Here is an 18,252-nt window from a genome sequence, read left to right as displayed (position 1 = left end):
CTTGGACAAGTTATAAGACAGGAGTTAAAAAAGTAGCTAATTGGGGCATTTGTCGCATCCCTTGCTCAGGAGACTTAGATTGGGGTGCAGCTGAATTTTCTCCTGCTCCTGAATATAGAAAATATGGCTGGGAAGACTATAAACCTTAAATAAAAAAAACTTACCTTTGCAAAACAATAAATCCTAATTTAGTTAAATTAGATAGTAAAACTCCCATTACTACTAATAACCTATTTAAAGAAATTTCAAAACTATAGTTATATGCAAAGAATAATATTTTTATTATGTTTAGTTTTAGTAGCCTGTAAGCCTAAAAACGAAGAGGTAGCTGTTATAACTCCTCAAAGGGAACTCTCTGAAATAGAAAAAAGCATTTTAGAGGATAGGAGGCTTCCCGTATACAATCATACTGTAGAACAGATTGACTGGGAGGTTCTCCTGCTATTTGTAAATGACCATATTAAGGAATATAAGAAGAAAAATGGCGATAGAATCACCTCAATGAGGTATTATTCTATAGGAGCGAGCTCAGTTGAAGTTTCAAGTCAAGAACCTTATGTAGAAATTTTAAAAAATTATCATCCTAATGGTCAGATAAATAGCGTTGTAAAGATAGCTAAGGGCTTTAGAAATAGAGCAATAGGTAAATCGATATACTATGATGAATACGGGAACAAAACTATTATAGATAATGATACTCTCTATGGAGCGTTAAAATACAATGATATCGTTAGGCTACTTATTAATGAAAGACTAATTGATGACCCAACCAAAGAAATAGGAGGCCATAGACTTGAAGAGAGTGAATTTGGGGTTAAATATATAAAGGAAGTGAACTTTTGGTATGCTGTAATCTCAATCAGACCAATGAAAAAATGGATAGAAAAATTGAAAGAATGGAAAGCCCTAAAAGAAGCAATGGAAGTCCAAAAAGATTTGGATAAACAATACAAAGAAAAACCTTGTGCAGAAACTCATATATATGCTGAACTTTATATAGATGGAGATACAGGGAAAATTTATCTTAAGAATGAATATGATAAAGGTTATTATGTAGATTATACAAAGGAATAATTTTTTATAGAGGTGTCAGAATAATTTCATATATTTGCACTCTGAAAAATACTTTGACACCTCAATTAAATTTTTTGATCATCAAGTTAATGGAATAAAATAATAACACAAAGGTAAATTCTATTTTATATTGCATAAATATCTTAAAAAACAAATGAGAAAACAAATAAAACAATATATGAAATTATTACTTATTAGTTTATTTTTAATAGGGACAGTGAGTTCTTGTAAAAATGTTGTTAATAATAACACTGAAAAAGATTTTCCTACTGATAGTATATCAAGTTTAGATTTTGATGATAAAGCTGAAATAAACAATCCTCTTATAGGTAAAAAATTCTATTATTTATATAAAGGTGAAGATGATGGAGAACTCTTTCTTGCTGTAGATGATGATATGCCTACAATTGTATTTATCAATGATACGCTTATGGATAATTGGAATACAATGGAAGGTAATAAATGGATCATAGAGAAAATAGAAAAAAAAGATACTCTGCTAACTTATTTTGTAAAGATGGAAAATGGGGAGACTTTTAATTCTTTATGTTTGAGTTATAATGCTAAAAAAGGATTAATGTATAATATAAGAAAAGATACAACCTTTATACTAATAGATTCATTGTATATTAACAAAATAAAGAAAATTGCAACAAAAACAGAATTTTCGGATGATTAATGAGATATGTAAAATCAAATGAAGAAAAATTTATCCACTTTAAAATCAAATCAAATGAACAATCTACTCAGCCATTATCCTGTAAATTGGATAGACGGAATGAAGCTAAGCAGCAGCCATTTTATTGCTGTGCAGGACTTTGTTACCGATAGCGTTAGAGATGCCATAGCCTTGCAAACCACAGACCTTAACTATGGCTTACAACCTGTGGCAGGCGATTCGGTAAAGATGCACGTGCTGATGGATCACTATTTCATAGACTAAAATTTGGGTTACGTAAAGCATTTTTTATATGTTTTGAAATGACAACTACAACTAAAGGGTTATCAGCCTCACAAGTTGCTCGTCGTTATGAAATTAGTCGACAAACAGCACATTATTTTATGCAAAAAGTCCGTGAAGCTATGAAATCCAGTGAGTCACACAAAATGAATGATAGCGTTTAGGTTGATGAATTTACCATAGGAGGAAAAGAGGAAGGAAAACAGCACAAGTTACTACTGACCAAAGGAAAGGATATAAACCTATAAAAGATTTTCATATAACTCAAATTCAATAGGTATCTCAGTAATTTTTTACTAAAAAAAATGCAACTTTGCAATATAATAAATCGCAAGAAATGAAAAATAGTAGTATCTCCCTATGTTACAAAATAGGGTATTACATCAGTCTTTTTGGAGTGGCAACTATTCTACTTTGGATAGGCGCATACAAGTTTACACATGCTGAGGCAGAGGGGATTAAATCCTTGGTAGAACAAAGTTTCCTGCTATCATGGCTTTATAAAATTCTAAGTTTGCAAGGAGTTTCCAATCTCATCGGCGTAATAGAGATAGCTATAGCAGTAGCACTGATAATAGGGATATTCTCTCCGATAGTGCGTAAATTAGCCTTTGTAGGTTGTACAATTACTTTTCTTATTACTTTGAGTTTTCTTTTTACTTCTGCTAAAACCTTTTACTATATAGAAGGAGTTCCCGTTACTGATTTCTTTATTTTAAAAGATATTCCTATGTTAGGCTTTGGAATGATAAGTATGAACAAGCCTAAGTAGCTTTTTTAAAATTGAAGCTGTTTAAACTTATTTCTATAATAAAAAACTTGTTTAAACTTTAAAAAAGATTGATTGAAAGAAAACCTATTTTCCAATCTCAGTTGGTATGCCATTAACTTGACACCTCAATTCATTTATTTTCCGATGGGGCGATTGCGTTATTTTTTGAATGGAAATGACCGTTGGTTAAAGGAAAAACAGTATTTCGGTCTGCCAAAGTTTAAAGAATGGTGGGATAAAGCCGCTTATACCGAATATTATTTATCAGAATGTGAATATGAAGGCCTCTCTTCATAATTCATAATTCGTAATAATTTCGTAATTTGTAACTCGTAATTTGTAACTCGTAATTTGTAACTCGTAATTTGTAACTCGTAATTTGTAACTCGTAATTCGTAATTATTTATTATCTTTGTCGCCTAAAAATGAATACGATACCTATCGTATTTGCTATAATAAATGAAATAATATGAAACTAATAAAAGATCTTCAAAAAGGTACTTATCTGTTATTGATGATAGTAGCCTTAGTTGTTATCAGTTGCTCAAAAAATGATAACAACTCAATTGATACTGAATCTCCTATACTGGCTACTATTACCAAAATTGAAACTACTGCTTTTGATACCACTACTATTACGTGGGATCTAACTACTGATGGGCAAACTGATGCTAAAGAGCTCACTTATCAGCTGTTATGGCAGATGAGGGGTAGTAGTGAGGTGAAGAATAGCGGTACCCCAAAAGCTCTTTTCAGCACTTATAAGCTTACAGGGCTTACCGAGAAAACTACTTACCGCGTATGGGTAAAGGTATGGGACAAAGCAGGTAACACTACTGAGTATCCCGCACAGGAGTTCACTACCCCTGCTAAGCCTATCAATCCTACTGGACTTGATACAACAAACTATATACAGCTTACTACCGAGAAAAAAGTAGGAGAAATAATAGGCTTTTATATTGATGGTGATGAAATAGACAAAAAAGGGTTTTGGATTGACTTCAACAACAATGGTAAATGGGACGAAGGGATAGATGTTCTACCAAAGTTCGAAGGTTATCTTGATTATACCCTAAAATCTCAAACTTTTAGAATATATGGTAAAGTTATTGAGTTATTTTGCGAATACCGAAAGCTTACAGACCTAAATATTAGTCATAACCCTTTTTTGAGGGAGTTATTTGTTGAAAATAATAAACTTCCATCTATTAAAAACTTAGAGCATATAACAAAGTTATCTTTGGATAGTCATACTATGCTCAATAGCACTCTCCCTACTAATCTTTCTTTTTTGGATATAACCGAAACCACTGCTATTCCTGCCTTCGATGTTAAAGCATTCACAAATCTTAAAGAATTACTTATAAACAGATGTAAAAGTATCCATAGCTTAGACCTTAGCCAAAACCCGCAACTTGCCCGTTTAGAAATTAAAAACACCAATATCACTACTTTAGACCTTTCTAAGCAACCTAATCTTGTATTATTAGACGCTTCAGAAGCTCCCCTTACAAGCGTAAACATACAAGAAAATACTAAGTTACATACGGTATCACTTAAGCTTACAAAAGATGGTAAAGGGCTTATGGGGACTGCCCTTCTCGACTTTATTAAAGCCTTACCTACAAGAAAACGTGGTTCTGTGGGTGATATTAAACTAAGCCCAGCCCAACAAACAGATGTTGTAAAAAACCTTTTGCAAAGTAAACACTGGGAAATTCATTAATTTGTTAATTATTTAATTGAGGTGCTGAAATAATTTCATATATTTGCACTCTGAAAATTAATGTATTATTGAATTATTTAAGGGACAAAGCCTCTTAGAGTTTACTGAACGCTTTAAAACAGACTTAGATTGCGAAGAATATCTAGCTTCCATAAAATGGGAAAAAGGGTATTGCTGTCGCAAATGTGGTCATAAAAAATACCAAGTTCGCAAAGATTTTTCACGTACTTGTAATATCTGTGGAGATACAGAAAGTCCTACTGCTGGAACACTATTTCATAGACTAAAATTTGGGTTACGTAAAGCATTTTTTATATGTTTTGAGATGTCAACAACTACAAAAAGTCTATCAGCATCACAAGTTGCTCGTCGTTATGAAATTAGCCGTCAGACTGCACATTATTTTATGCAAAAAGTCCGTGAAGCTATGAAATCCAGTGAGTCACACAAAATGAATGATAGCGTTTAGGTTGATGAATTTACCATAGGAGGAAAAGAGGAAGGAAATCAGAATTTAACATAGACCGATATTTAGCGGAATACAGTTTTAGAATTAATCGCTCACAAAATAAAGAGACTATCTTTAACAAATTAATGAAAAGAATTGTAGAGCGTTCTCCCGTTTCCCAAAGTCAATTAGTATGTAGCTAAATAGACACCTCAATAAATTTAAATACATAAAAAATGAAAACATACGCAGGAATACCAGAAGAAAATGCAACATTAGAAAACTCAAAAGTAATGCTGGTGACAGTTCCCTATGATGGAACTTCTACTTGGGGAAAGGGAGCGGATAAAGGTCCTGAACTTTTCTTAGATGCATCAGAAAATATGGAACTCTATATTTTTAGCAGCAAAATTATACTATAAAATGTTGGCTTACTATCATTTAACTGAAAAACAAACCTTTATAAAATCTATTTAATATGAAAAAATTACTTTTAATTGTCATGGTGGCAGCTCACTTTGTGGCTTTTGGACAAGAAAAGAAAAAATCTATTCCTCCACCACCTGAAAAAATTACCAAACAAAAAGTGCAAAAATCTCCTTACCGAAGGATTTTTGAAGATAATATGATGCTTGCTTTTCAATGGAGAATGGAAGTAAAGGATTCTATTATCGCTAATGAAGACAGGATGATTTATAAAATCAATCTTGAATTTCAGTCGGTTAAAGAATTAAGCTCTTATAAAAAGCAACCTATTTCTGCTCAGAAAATAATTTACTCTGTAGAAAAAGGAGCTAAATTGGATAAAAACCTTACCCCTCGTATGGATTATATTGATTTTGTGGATTATCCATCGATTTTTGAATCCGTTAAAATTGTTGGCGATAATGTAGAACTAACAAATAATGAAACGAAAGAAAAGGAAATTTTTAAGATTTTTTTAGATAAGGACAAGAAAAATATCATTAAGCTCCAAGATTTGAAAACAAAGAAGGAGTTCTTCCCAACGGAGGATTTTTATTCTCCAATTATTAGTATATAGGTTTTTTCAGAAAAAGAATGAGTAATAAAAAAAGTATTTGTATTATTCAGTTTAGTGATAGGGCTTTCTGTAAAGGCTCAAATCACGGTGAGAGGTGTGGTTTCGATGAGAAATGAAGGTAGAAACTATTGAACTGTGGTATACCATGCTATTGACTGGGAAAGTTAATTTATAGAGTAGAAGTTTTACAAAGTAAATAATAGGATTGAGGTGTCTAAATAATTTCATATATTTGCACTCTGAAAATTAATGTATTATGGAATTATTTAAGGGACAAAGCCTCTTAGAGTTTACTGAACGCTTTAAAACAGACTTAGATTGAGGGTGTCCAAAAAGTTTTATTTTAGCTTAAAACAAGCTTATTAATGAACAGAATATTTTTGTAACTAATTGATTATTAACATCCCCCCTTAACACATACTCCGCTGCGCCAGCTCGCGGACTTCCTTCAAAAGGGGGGAGATGCCGAAGTAGTACTTTTAAAGACTTTTTGGACAGCTTCTTCTATAAAATGGGAAAAAGGGTATTGTTGTCGCAAAGTTATGAAATTAGTCGTCAGACTGCACATTATTTTATGCAAAAAGTCCGAGAATCTATGAAATCCAGTGAATCGCACAAAATGAATGATAGCGTTTAGGTTGATGAATTTACCATAAGAGGAAAAGAGGAAGGAAATCAGAATTTAACATAGACCGCTATTTAGCTGAGTATAGTTTTAGAATCAATCGCTCACAAAGCAAAGAGACTATCTTTAACAAATTAATGAAAAGAATTGTAGAACGTTCTCCCGTTTTCCAAAGTCAATTAGTATGTAATTAAATAGACACCTCAATAAAAATATTTTAATAGAATAAAAAATGAACAGCACAAAATCTATATTATTTTTAGATACTGAAAATGGAGATTTTTTTCTTATAAACGGTGTAGTGATTTCTTCTAAAACTACTTTTTCCTCGCTCAGAGAGCTGTTTCCTGATAATGATATCTGGGATGTGGGGACAGGGTTTTATTGGATTTATTTTGAAAAATGTCCTTTTGAGGGAAAAGAGTTTGATATTTCTATTTGTTTTGAAGGAGAAAAACTTGAAACGATATTTTTTTCTATGAAAGAAAGATATACACCTTGGGAAAACTGGACAGAGGAATATGAACTACAAACCGAAAAACTATATAAAAAATGGCTTGCAGCACACATAGGGGAAGAGTGGGAGTTTGTCTGGGGAAAGGTGGGAGCCGCTTTTGATAGGAAAGGAGGAAGGACAAATATGTGGGTCGGTTATATTTGATTTGCATAAAATACAAAAAAATGTAATTTTAGGTTAGAAACAAAATTTTCAGATGTCGTAGCATTATATTATTTAGATGTAGATTTGCGAAATATTCTGATGAGATATATTAATAGATTGAGGTGTCAAAATAATTTCATATATTTGCACTCTGAAAATTAATGTATTATGGAATTATTTAAGGGACAAAGCCTCTTAGAGTTTACTGAACGCTTTAAAACAGACTTAGATTGCGAAGAATATCTAGCTTCCATAAAATGGGAAGATGGGTATTGTTGCCGTAAATGTGGTCATAAAAAATACCAAGTCAGAAAAGATTTTTCACGCACTTGTAATATCTGTGGAGATACAGAAAGTCCTACTGCTGGAACACTATTTCATAGACTAAAATTTGGGTTACGTAAAGCATTTTTTATATGTTTTGAAATGACAACTACAACTAAAGGGTTATCAGCCTCACAAGTTGCTCGTCGTTATGAAATTAGTCGTCAGACTGCACATTATTTTATGCAAAAAGTCCGTGAAGCTATGAAATCCAATGAATTGCACAAAATGAATGATAGCGTTTAGGTTGATGAATTTAGCATAGACCAATATTTAGCGGAATACAGTTTTAGAATTAATCGCTCACAAAATAAAGATACTATCTTTAACAAAATGAAAAGAATGCTTGAAAGAGAATCTATTTTCCAACTTCTGTTAATATGCCATTAACTTGGCACCTCAATAAAACTTTTCGGATAGTTTCTTATTAGTAAATCAGTAATTTGGCATAATAGTTGTTTTTAGTAATAAAAAGAAAAAACAAATATAATATGAAAAAGAAACTACCCTTATGGATAGCTGCTGCCTTAATGGCAACAGCTTGTGGAGTTCCCCACCAACAATCAAAAAACAATGCTGAATTACCAGCTAATAGTGTAGCGAAAGATGATGTGCAGGAGGAAGTAGAAATTACATCATTACCAGCTAATAGTGTAGCGAAAGATGATGTGCAGGAGGAAGTAGAAATCATAGCAAACGAAGCGGCTTATATGGAGCCTGCCTCAGATTTTAATATGTTTAAAGGAGTTACGGTACCTTCTTCACGACAACAACGCAATCGCAATAATGAAACTTACCAAGAGATAAAGGAAAATCCCTTTGTAGCAGTAGCTCAACAGCCTGTAACTACTTTTTCGGCAGATGTAGATAGAGCTTCTTATGCCAATTTGCGCCGTATGATAGGCTATGGACAGTTGCCTCCTAAAGATGCAGTACGCATAGAGGAAATGCTGAACTATTTTGATTATGACTATCCCGCTCCCGAAGAAGGAAGCAATAGTCCGCTACGCGTATCGCCCGAATTGGCACCTGCACCTTGGAACCCTGACCATTTGCTGTTGCGCATTGGGCTACAAGCTAAAAAAATAGACCTTACCAAGGCTCCCTCATCAAATATTGTATTTTTGATAGATGTATCGGGCTCTATGGATAGTGCTAACAAGTTGCCGTTGTTGCAAGCATCGTTTAAGCTGTTGTTAGGACAATTGCGCCCCGATGATAAGGTGGCAATTGTAACCTATGCTAATGGTACTAATGTTGCACTCCCCTCTACACGAGTGAAAGACAAGGAAAAAATAATAAAAGTACTTGATAATCTTTATGCAAGTGGAGGAACTTCGGGAGGGGCTGGAATACAATTGGCTTATGAACAAGCGCGTAAATCGTTTATAAAAGATGGTAACAATCGTATTATTTTGGCTACCGATGGTGATTTTAATATAGGAATTGACAATACCAAAGAATTAGAAAAATTTATTGAAAAGCAGCGAGAAAGCGGTATTTATATGTCGGTTTTAGGCTTTGGAATGGGTAATTACCGCGATGATATGGCTGAAACCATAGCCGATAAGGGGAATGGTAATTATGCCTACATAGATGATATTACTGAGGCAAAAAAAGTATTGGTAAATGAGTTTGGTGGTACGCTTTTTGCGGTAGCTAAAGACGTGAAATTGCAATTGGAGTTCAATCCTAAATACGTAAAAGAATATAAACTAATAGGTTATGAAAATCGTATGCTTGCCAATGAAGATTTTACAGATGATAAGAAAGATGCAGGCGAAATAGGAGCAGGACACACAGTTACAGCACTTTATGAACTAGTACCTTCAGATGGAAATGTAACACAAAACCTTCGCTATCAATCACAAGAGCTCAATGAAAAGGGTAGGGGCAATGAGTTGGGTTTTCTGAAGATACGTTATAAAGACCCCAAAGTAAAAGATGCTAAGAGTGTAGAAATTACCGAGCCTTTGGTATTCCACAAAAAGGAACTAAAAGATACAAGTGCAGATTATAGGTTTGCCGCAAGTGTAGCCGAATTTGGTATCTTGCTGCGCGACAATAGCAATAAAGCAAAAGCTACTTACGACCAAGTAGTAGCGTTAGCTCAAGGTGCTATAGGCAAAGATGAAGAAGGCTATAGAAAAGAATTTATACGATTAGTGAAAAGTGCAAAATTGCTGAAGCAATAAAGCTAAAAACATTATTCAAAATAATAATCCCAAAACCTTTGCCAAAGTTTGTATAACCTTTGGCAAAGTTTCTATTGTTTAATATACTATTCAAAATAAGAAAAAAATAAATATATGACAGAAGATAATTTGTATCATTTTCAGGCAGCACCTAAATGGGCAGACTCTCTTACCGATAACGAAATCATCTCGTTGTTGGTAGATACTGACTTTTCTAACGAACAGATAGACGAAGGGCGTGATTTTTGCTACTTCTTGAATAAGTATTATAAAATAGATGATGATAGTACTTCGGAATATGCACTGATGGCTTATACGCTATTGCAGCCTGAGAACTTAGAGTTTGCTTCTATGTACGATTTGGTACTGGAAGAAAATGAAACGTCATATATTCATCGTATCAGTGTGTATAGAAATGGGCAATTGATAGATAAAACCCCCGATGTAATGGTAAAAGTACTTGATAATGAAAACCAAAGTGGCAGGGGAATTATCAGCAGTTCAAAAAAACTAAATATTTCTATCAAAGATTTACACCTAAATGATGTCCTAATAATGGAGGATACGAAGGTGAAGGTATTTACAGAAAAAGAGTTTTTAAGGCGCGATTTTGTAAAACAGATATTTGTAACCCCCGATACTTATTGGGCATATGGGAGATATTGCTATAAGCTAATCAATAACCGCTCAAAACGAGTGGCTTATAAGAAGATGTTTTTCCGCGATGATGAGGGGAAAGTAATTCCGCCCCAAGTGCACTATTTAGCACAAGGAGAGGTGTTTGAATATACCAGAACAGATTATATTAACCCTGTAGACCCTAATCGTGAGAATTTTCCTTTTATAGACTTTGCTACCGATAGCAATTGGAAAGAGCTTTCTAATTATATTTATCCGCTTTATGAAGAGGCTTTAGGGGTAAAACTTAAAGACTTTGCCCCCGACTTGGCTGAGAAATTGGATGCAATGCCCACTCTTGATGAAAAAATACAGTACGCCATAGAGTTTGTACAGAATAATATTTACTATCTGTACAACGCCGATGAGATGAATGGGCATAAACCCCAAGCACCTGCGGTAACTTATCAAAATAAGCAGGGGGATTGCAAAGCTAAAAGTGTATTGCTAAAGGCGGTATTGGATTACCTTGGAGTAGAGTCATCGGTGGTATTGGTAAATTATAATGCTGATTATTATTTGCAATATTACCTGCCTTCGTTATTGTCGTTCAATCACGTAATTGTAAAGATTAACTATTTGGGCAAGGAGTATTTTATAGATGCAACCGCGCGTAATGAGTTTGGTAAATTAGAAAATCGGGCAGTAATATCATTCTGTTTTTATATGGAAATATTACCCAACCAAGAGTTGCAGGTACGCAAACCCATACGCTTTGAAAAGTATTGTATTGATGAACAAATAAGCTTGGAAGCTAAAGAGAATGTAGGCACAATAACATTGGTTACTACATACCGCTATAATCGCGCTAATGCAATGCGTGGGTATTTCAAAACAAGTAATAAAAATGAGCGTTTGGATAGCTGGAATAATTCACTGTTCTATGCCTTAAACTATGTGAATGACCGCAAAGGGAAGGATTTTAGGGAAATATTCAAGAATGCTACTTTGCAGATTGTAAAAGATGACAAGGTAGAAAACGAGTTTGTAGTAAAGTACGAAGCTACTATTGAAAACCCTTATTATACAGAAAGTGGTAAGAGATTTTTAATGTACTACGATGGTAGTACATTGAAAAACAGCATACGCGAGCACCAGCATAGCGATACGAGTATTTTCCAGTGTTTTGATAGTGAACACTATGTGATTAGCTTAAAAACAGACGAAAGTATAGATACAAAAGAGAAATATACTATTCAGGAGTGTAATATAGAGAATGAATATTTTAGCTATAAAACTAAAAAAGATATTACGAGAAACTCTGGAAAGGTAGAAATATGGTATGACCCGTTGGTGAATATAGAAATTCCATTGGATAAGATAGAAGAAGTACGTCAGGATTACAACATAATAGCCGATAGTAACTTTGGTATAGGCATAGATGTAGAGGAAAAAGGCTTTTTAAACTCGCTAAAAAGACTTTTTAAATAACAGAAACAGATGAATTGGATACCAGAAATAGAGCGACAATCGCAAGCTGATATTATAGCCCTACAAGAAAGGAAGTTGCGAGAGGTATTGGCTTATGTAAACCAACATTCAGAGTACTATAAGCAGCTTTTTGAGCAGCACCATATTCGTGTTGAGGATGTTACTACCCTTTCCGACCTACGTAAGCTCCCCACTACTTGCAAAGACGACTTGCAGCGCAATAACGATGCTTTTAGGTGTGTACCCAAATCGGCTATAGTGGATTATGCTTCTACTTCGGGTACACTTGGTACGCCTGTTACTTTTGGGTTGACCGATAAAGATTTGGAGCGCTTGGCGTATAATGAGGCTATCTCGCTGGCTTGTGCTGGTATCAAAAAAGGTGATGTGGTGCAGCTAATGACTACTATTGATAGACGCTTTATGGCGGGCTTGGCTTATTTTTTAGGTATACGTAAATTAGGTGCAAGTATTATCAGAATAGGGGCGGGGATACCTGAACTGCAATGGGATTCTATTAGAGCATACGAACCTAAATACCTTATAGCAGTACCTTCATTTTTGCTAAAAATGATTGAGTATGCCGAAAAGAACGGGATAGATTATTTGTCTTCATCGGTAAAAGGTGTAGTATGCATAGGCGAAGCATTGCGCAATCAAGATTTTACACCTACTTTACTCACCCAGAAGATTACCGAAAAATGGAAAGGACTACAGCTTTATTCCACCTATGCTTCTACTGAAATGAGTACTACCTTCACCGAATGTGAGTACCAGCAAGGCGGACATCATCACCCAGAGCTTATTATTACCGAAGTGCTAGATGAAGAAGGCAATCCTGTACCCGATGGGCAAAGTGGCGAGCTTACTATCACTACATTAGATGTTGAGGCGATGCCTTTGGTGCGTTTTCGCACAGGCGATATAGTAGCTATGCACACTACTACTTGTAAGTGTGGTAGAAATACGGCACGTGTGAGTCCTATACTTGGTAGAAAACAGCAAATGATAAAGTATAAAGGTACAACACTTTATCCACCGGTGTTGATGGATTTGCTTACAAATTTTGAAGAAATAGAACATTATCTCATAGAAATTAATACCAATAGTATCCTTACTGATGAAATTCTTATAAAAATAGGCACAAAAGCTCCTTCTGAGAATCTTAAAGAACGCATTAGTAATCATTTTAGAGCTAAAATAAGAGTAGTACCCAAGATAGAGTTTTGTGATATAGCTGTTTTGGAACAACAAATATACCCTTTGGGAAGTCGTAAGCCAATGAAATTTGTAGATAAACGAAAAAGCTATAAGTAACGCTTTTCCCACCTTTCGTAGAAAGCAGGTTTATATAGTGAAAGGGTATTATCTTCTAAAGAAGTGAAAGCCTGAATAGTTTCACCAGTACATACTAATTCATCGGCTTCATTGTAGATGTAATACTGAAATATAAGTTTAGCAACGGCTGTTTGCATATACTTGGTGTGTATGCGCAGCCGTTCGCCATAGCGTACCATTTTTTTGTGTTCGCATACAGTTTTAATGATAGGGGTAGCATAACCTTCCTTTTCAATATCAAGGTATGAAATGCCGTATTTTCTTCCAAAAGCCTCACGCCCATCTTCAAAGTACTTAATATAATTGCCGTGCCATACAATCCCAAGAGGGTCTGTTTCGCTAAATCGTACAGTTATTACAAGAGTTTCATTTAGGTCAGTAGGGTTATAAGTTTCTTTTTGCTTTGTCATAATATACAGAAAAGGTTACACACACACCAAAAAATAAAAGTAAAGCGCTTATTTTCAAGCATAGTTCGCTGATAGATACTTCACGCAAGAGCACATCGTAAAAAGCTTGCAGCCCCCAGTTCATAGGCGATAGTTTCGCAATAGTTTGCATTATAGGAGGCATTGCAAAGGTAGGTATCCATATACCCCCTATGGCAGCAAATAGCACGGTAAGCGTGGCGCCTAAAGGAGCCGATTGTTCCTGCGTTTTAGAAAGTGTTCCTAACAATACCCCCAAGCCAATAGCTGAGAGCCCTGCACTCAAAGCGATAAGCAATAGTGGCAATAGCCTCCCGCTTACTTCTAATGTAGGCAATCCTAAGTAAGGAAATAAGAATACACCCATTAGCAACATCAATACAAATTGCAATAAGCTCACCCCTAAAAAAACTACCACTTTAGCCCCAATAAGTACCCTATAAGGTAACGGACTTGTGAATAGCCGCAATGCAGTACCTTGAGTTTTTTCTTTTACAATGCTTGCTGATAAAGGTATCGTAATAAAGAAAATAGCAAACAAAGCCCACGCAGGCACGTTGTGCTGAGTAGCGTTGGGGATACCCACTTCGGTAGCTGTATGAGGGTTGATTTCTTTAAAGCTCACCAAGGCTTCTGTTTTGGGGAGTTCTATTCCTTCGTCTAATTGTTTTTCAAATGATTTATAGATAAAAGCATTTTCTATTTGGTACAGAAGTTTGCCAATAGCACTCTTTACACTCTCTTTAAAAGCCGTTTGCAAGGTAGGGTCAAAGTAGAGGCGTACTTCTTTAGTAGGAATATTAGTGGAGGGCGTTGCGGTAGTCTCACCTGCAAAAGCATTGATAATAAACGTTACATTATTAGCTACTTCTGCCTGTAAATCATCCGATAGCTTTGCAGGAATCACGATAGCCAACAGATAATTACCAGCAAGCACCTCCTCTCGTGCTATCGCTTCAGTTATAGGTTTTTCGTTCAAGATACTAATAGGGATAAAGCTCCCATTAGACGCCAGTCCTTTGGCTATATGTTGCGCAATTTCGCCCCCGTCGTTATCTACAATTAGCACTTTTGTTTGTTGTTCGCTGATAGTTTTAAAAGCGCCGTCCTGTAGTAGCGTAACAGTAACCACCAATAGCAGTGGCATAGCAAAAAGGATAATTAGCGCTCCTATATCGCGAATCAATAACAAAACCTCTTTTTTGATAGATTGTAGCATATCCTTTTATTGTGTTTTCTTCGTATGTTGCAATACATCAAAAGTAACAGCCGTTACAATCAAAACAACCCCAATGAGCAGATTGATAGTAAGCTCTTCTTGTTTAAATATCCATATACTGATAGCTATTGCCACTACAGGCTCTACTACCCCAATAATAGCCGTAGGAGTAGAACCAATCATACGAATAGCATAAATAAGCGTAAGCAACGAAAGCAGGGTAGTAACAATCCCAAAAGTAGTTAGGAAACAACCCATTGATATTGAAGGAATAGGCAGTGTATTGCCCGTTATGTATAGTTTGATGAGGAAATAAGTTGCCGAGAACAAAGTAGAGTAAAAAGAAACCTTAACACTCGAGGCTGCTATTTTTGATTTGTTTACAATAACCATATAAAGAGAATACGACAATGCGCCCAACAACGATACCAATGCCCCAAAATAGTTTATTGTAAAGTTATTCATATCTTTCACACTTAGCAGGAAAACCCCTATCAATACCACTATAAGAGCTATAATGGTAGGTATTGTAATTCGCTCTTTGAAGAATATTCCCAATACAAGCGCTACAATTAGCGGATACATAAAGAAAATAGTAGAGGCAATACCAGGGGTAAGCAAGTCGTACGAGGCAAAGAGGAACTCAGCCGAGAGCGAGTATAAGATGCCTAATACCATAAAAATAACCAACTCACGAAAAGAAATCCTTAGGCTTTCGCGTTTGTAGCCAAAGTAGATTGCCAAACAAATACTTGTAACGATAAAGCGGTAAAAGAGCGAAGCATCTACCGAGAATCCCTCCTGCTTGATAGGAATCATAAATAGCGGAATCATACCATAAGTGGCAGCCGAAATAAAAGCTGCCAGATAGCCCTTTACTATATCTTTCATAACGAGTTAGAAGAGTTTTAATATATATGGGTAATAAATAATGCCCAGCACAATAGTTACAGGTATTACGGCAAAACCTACAGCCCCCGCAGCTATATCTTTAATAATGCCTATTTCTTTGGCGTGGTCGGGGTGTACAAAATCGCAAAGTTTTTCTACTGCTGTATTTAGCCCCTCAATGGAGAGCACCAATCCTATACATATCAGCTCAATAATCCACTCTTGGGTAGTAATGCCAAAGTAGAATCCCGCTATTACCCATAGCAGTGAGGTAATTATATGCACAATTACAGGTGCTTCGTTTCTTGCCAAATAGAATATTCCTTGGAATACATATTGTAAGCTCTTGAGTCTTTTAATTGCAAATTCTTTCATATTATTTAAAACGCATAGCTATTACACCAAAAACAGCCTCACGTATAATACTTTTATTCATTTTTGATTTTCCTTTAGTGCGGTCGGTGAAAACGATAGGCACTTCAGTAATGGTGAAGTGTTGCAAGAAGGCGCGGTATTTCATTTCTATTTGGAAAGCATAGCCCACAAAACGTATGCTATTCAAGTTAATAGCCTCCAGCACACGCCGCTTATAACATACAAAGCCCGCTGTAGGGTCTTTAATCTTCATTCCAGTGAAAAAACGCACGTAAATGGACGCTCCATACGACAGCAAAATACGTTGCAGAGGCCAATTCACCACATTCACCCCTTTCACATAGCGCGAGCCTATAGCTACATCACTACCCTCTACGCACGCCTCATAAAGACGCAGTAAATCATCAGGGTTATGAGAAAAATCAGCGTCCATTTCAAAGATATACTCATAGTCCCTTGCAAGAGCCCATTGAAAGCCGTGTATATAAGCCGTCCCCAGTCCTTTTTTTTCGGTGCGTACCTCCAAAAATAGTCGTGTAGGGAACTCCGTTTGTAGGGCTTTCACCTTAGCTGCTGTCCCGTCAGGCGAATTGTCATCTACAATGAGCATATGAAACCTCTCATCGCGGCTAAATACCGCCCTGATAATGGCTTCTATGTTCTCTATTTCATTATATGTAGGAATTATTATTAACAAAATTCAACTTAAAGTTTTTACACTCCACACATACAAAAACTTTGCCAAAAGTTTAAAAGCGTTTGGCAAAGTTTTTTAGAATTCATAATTCAAAAATTCTTAATTACATATCGCCCATTTCTTTGCTTAGTTCAGCATTCATAGCGCGGTATACGCCCGTTTCAAGTTTTTCACGTATAGCCGAAAAAGCATCTAAGGTACGTTCTATATCTTCTTTGCTGTGTGAAGCCGTAGGAATAATGCGTAGCAATATCATACCTTTAGGAATAACAGGATACACTACTATTGAAAGGAAGATGCCATAGTGCTCGCGCAAGTCATTCACCATAGCCATTGCTTCTGGTATGCTGCCGTGCAAAAATACAGGCGTTACGCAAGTATTCGTATTACCGATATTGAAACCACGTTCTTTTAGTCCGTTTTGTAGCATATTTACGTTGTCCCAAAGTTTCTTTTGCAACTCTGGCATAGTCTCCATCATCTCCAAGCGTTTTAGAGCACCTTTTACGTAAATCATTGGAAGTGATTTGGCAAACATCTGTGAGCGCAAGTTGTATTTTAGGTAATCAATCACTTTGGCATTACCAGCTACAAAAGCACCAATTCCAGCCATTGATTTTGCAAAAGTAGAAAAATATACATCTATTTCGTCCTGCACGCCTTGGTGTACTCCTGTACCTTCTCCTCTGGGTCCTAAAGTTCCAAAACCGTGAGCATCATCTACCAATAAGCGGAAAGGATATTTCTTTTTAAGTGCTACTATTTCTTTCAGTTTGCCTTGTTCGCCTCGCATACCGAAAACACCTTCTGAAATTACCAAAATACCACCGCCGGTAGTTTCAGCCAATTTAGCAGCACGCTCTAAGTTCTTTTCAAAGCTCTCCATATCGTTGTGCTGATAGGTGTAGCGTTTGCCAAAATGTAGGCGTACCCCGTCTATAATACAAGCGTGTGCATCTACGTCATACACTATCACATCGTTTTTAGTTACCAAAGCATTAATAATAGATACCATACCTTGGTAGCCAAAGTTTAGCAAATAGGCAGCTTCTTTGTGTACAAATTTAGCCAATCGTTGTTCTAATTCCTCGTGCATAGTGGTATGCCCACTCATCATACGAGCCCCCATAGGGTAAGCAGCACCATATTCAGCCGCTGCTTCAGCATCTACTTTGCGCACTTCGGGGTGATTTGCAAGCCCTAAATAGTCGTTGATACTCCAGTTGAGTATTTCCTTTCCTTGAAATTTCATATGAGGACCTAATTCTCCTTCCAATTTAGGGAATACGTAATACCCCTCTGCGTGGTCAGACCAGCGTCCTATACTACCTTTATTTGCATAAATATGCTCAAATAGATCTTTCATC

General features: G+C 35.8%; 17 protein-coding genes and 6 pseudogenes. 17 read left to right on the top strand and 6 right to left on the bottom strand.

Annotated elements, in window-relative coordinates:
• Positions 1 to 261: 261 nt before the first annotated feature.
• The 17 genes and pseudogenes from J4N46_RS12415 (at position 262) to J4N46_RS12335 (ending at position 13,254) form a co-directional block, all read left to right on the top strand.
• On the top strand, positions 262 to 1,074 hold the full coding sequence (locus tag J4N46_RS12415) for a hypothetical protein (RefSeq protein WP_208059535.1): 813 nt from the start codon (positions 262 to 264) through the stop codon (positions 1,072 to 1,074).
• Positions 1,075 to 1,228: 154 nt separating this feature from the next.
• A complete protein-coding gene (locus J4N46_RS12410) occupies positions 1,229 to 1,753 on the top strand; it encodes a hypothetical protein (protein ID WP_208059538.1) in 525 nt (174 codons plus the stop codon).
• A 54-nt stretch (positions 1,754 to 1,807) separates the two neighbouring features.
• Positions 1,808 to 2,017 (top strand): hypothetical protein, encoded by a 210-nt coding sequence (locus J4N46_RS12405; RefSeq protein ID WP_236013982.1) that lies wholly within the window; start codon positions 1,808 to 1,810, stop codon positions 2,015 to 2,017.
• Positions 1,996 to 2,196: pseudogene (locus J4N46_RS12400) on the top strand (IS1595 family transposase); the annotation flags it as partial. The gene J4N46_RS12405 and the pseudogene J4N46_RS12400, both read left to right, overlap by 22 nt.
• Positions 2,197 to 2,372: 176 nt before the next feature.
• Complete coding sequence (locus J4N46_RS12395) at positions 2,373 to 2,807, top strand: DUF417 family protein (protein ID WP_208059026.1); 435 nt, start codon at positions 2,373 to 2,375, stop codon at positions 2,805 to 2,807.
• 72 nt (positions 2,808 to 2,879) lie between these two features.
• Entirely contained in the window at positions 2,880 to 3,104 is a 225-nt protein-coding gene (locus J4N46_RS12390; RefSeq protein WP_208059537.1) for a hypothetical protein, read from the top strand.
• Positions 3,105 to 3,276: 172 nt separating this feature from the next.
• Entirely contained in the window at positions 3,277 to 4,533 is a 1,257-nt protein-coding gene (locus J4N46_RS12385; protein WP_208059534.1) for a fibronectin type III domain-containing protein, read from the top strand.
• Positions 4,534 to 4,600: 67 nt separating this feature from the next.
• Positions 4,601 to 4,999, top strand: a pseudogene (locus tag J4N46_RS12380) (IS1595 family transposase); the annotation flags it as partial.
• A 218-nt stretch (positions 5,000 to 5,217) separates the two neighbouring features.
• Positions 5,218 to 5,376 (top strand): annotated as a pseudogene (locus tag J4N46_RS12375) (agmatinase); the annotation flags it as partial.
• 83 nt (positions 5,377 to 5,459) lie between these two features.
• Positions 5,460 to 6,023: a hypothetical protein gene (locus tag J4N46_RS12370; protein WP_208059533.1), complete on the top strand. Its 564-nt coding sequence runs from the start codon at positions 5,460 to 5,462 to the stop codon at positions 6,021 to 6,023.
• A 675-nt stretch (positions 6,024 to 6,698) separates the two neighbouring features.
• Positions 6,699 to 6,842 (top strand): annotated as a pseudogene (locus J4N46_RS13035) (IS1595 family transposase); the annotation flags it as partial.
• 38 nt (positions 6,843 to 6,880) lie between these two features.
• The gene (locus J4N46_RS12360; protein ID WP_208059027.1) at positions 6,881 to 7,309 is read left to right on the top strand and encodes a hypothetical protein; all 429 of its coding nucleotides are present in this window, start codon (positions 6,881 to 6,883) and stop codon (positions 7,307 to 7,309) included.
• Positions 7,310 to 7,336: 27 nt separating this feature from the next.
• Positions 7,337 to 7,471: pseudogene (locus J4N46_RS12975) on the top strand (hypothetical protein); the annotation flags it as partial.
• A gap of 6 nt (positions 7,472 to 7,477) precedes the next feature.
• Positions 7,478 to 7,876: pseudogene (locus J4N46_RS12350) on the top strand (IS1595 family transposase); the annotation flags it as partial.
• A 248-nt stretch (positions 7,877 to 8,124) separates the two neighbouring features.
• Positions 8,125 to 9,828: a vWA domain-containing protein gene (locus J4N46_RS12345; protein ID WP_208059532.1), complete on the top strand. Its 1,704-nt coding sequence runs from the start codon at positions 8,125 to 8,127 to the stop codon at positions 9,826 to 9,828.
• A gap of 114 nt (positions 9,829 to 9,942) precedes the next feature.
• A complete protein-coding gene (locus J4N46_RS12340) occupies positions 9,943 to 11,937 on the top strand; it encodes a hypothetical protein (protein WP_208059531.1) in 1,995 nt (664 codons plus the stop codon).
• A gap of 9 nt (positions 11,938 to 11,946) precedes the next feature.
• Positions 11,947 to 13,254: a phenylacetate--CoA ligase family protein gene (locus J4N46_RS12335; RefSeq protein WP_208059530.1), complete on the top strand. Its 1,308-nt coding sequence runs from the start codon at positions 11,947 to 11,949 to the stop codon at positions 13,252 to 13,254.
• Here J4N46_RS12335 and J4N46_RS12330 read toward each other — a convergent pair.
• The 6 genes from J4N46_RS12330 to J4N46_RS12305 form a co-directional block, all read right to left on the bottom strand.
• Positions 13,245 to 13,685 carry an acyl-CoA thioesterase gene (locus tag J4N46_RS12330; RefSeq protein ID WP_208059529.1) on the bottom strand — a complete coding sequence of 147 codons (441 nt, stop codon included), beginning with the start codon at positions 13,683 to 13,685 and terminating at the stop codon, positions 13,245 to 13,247. The two genes, J4N46_RS12335 and J4N46_RS12330, sit on opposite strands and share 10 nt — an antisense overlap.
• Positions 13,660 to 14,922, bottom strand: a complete 1,263-nt coding sequence (locus J4N46_RS12325) for an ABC transporter permease (RefSeq protein ID WP_208059528.1) — start codon at positions 14,920 to 14,922, stop codon at positions 13,660 to 13,662. The genes J4N46_RS12330 and J4N46_RS12325 overlap by 26 nt, the downstream gene beginning before the upstream one ends.
• Before the next feature lie 6 nt (positions 14,923 to 14,928).
• The gene (locus J4N46_RS12320) at positions 14,929 to 15,813 is read right to left on the bottom strand and encodes a DMT family transporter (RefSeq protein WP_208059527.1); all 885 of its coding nucleotides are present in this window, start codon (positions 15,811 to 15,813) and stop codon (positions 14,929 to 14,931) included.
• A 6-nt stretch (positions 15,814 to 15,819) separates the two neighbouring features.
• Positions 15,820 to 16,188, bottom strand: coding sequence for a diacylglycerol kinase family protein (locus tag J4N46_RS12315; protein WP_009414748.1), 369 nt, complete (start codon positions 16,186 to 16,188; stop codon positions 15,820 to 15,822).
• A gap of 1 nt (position 16,189) precedes the next feature.
• The gene (locus tag J4N46_RS12310; protein ID WP_009414749.1) at positions 16,190 to 16,885 is read right to left on the bottom strand and encodes a polyprenol monophosphomannose synthase; all 696 of its coding nucleotides are present in this window, start codon (positions 16,883 to 16,885) and stop codon (positions 16,190 to 16,192) included.
• A 103-nt stretch (positions 16,886 to 16,988) separates the two neighbouring features.
• Positions 16,989 to 18,251 (bottom strand): aminotransferase class I/II-fold pyridoxal phosphate-dependent enzyme, encoded by a 1,263-nt coding sequence (locus J4N46_RS12305; RefSeq protein ID WP_208059526.1) that lies wholly within the window; start codon positions 18,249 to 18,251, stop codon positions 16,989 to 16,991.
• Position 18,252 lies beyond the last annotated feature (1 nt).

It is taken from the genome of Capnocytophaga bilenii (genome assembly GCF_017565765.1).
GTDB classification, from domain to species: Bacteria; Bacteroidota; Bacteroidia; order Flavobacteriales; family Flavobacteriaceae; genus Capnocytophaga; species Capnocytophaga bilenii.
Note: the sequence above shows the minus strand (reverse complement) of the source record. Positions and strands in the feature narration are given on the sequence as shown.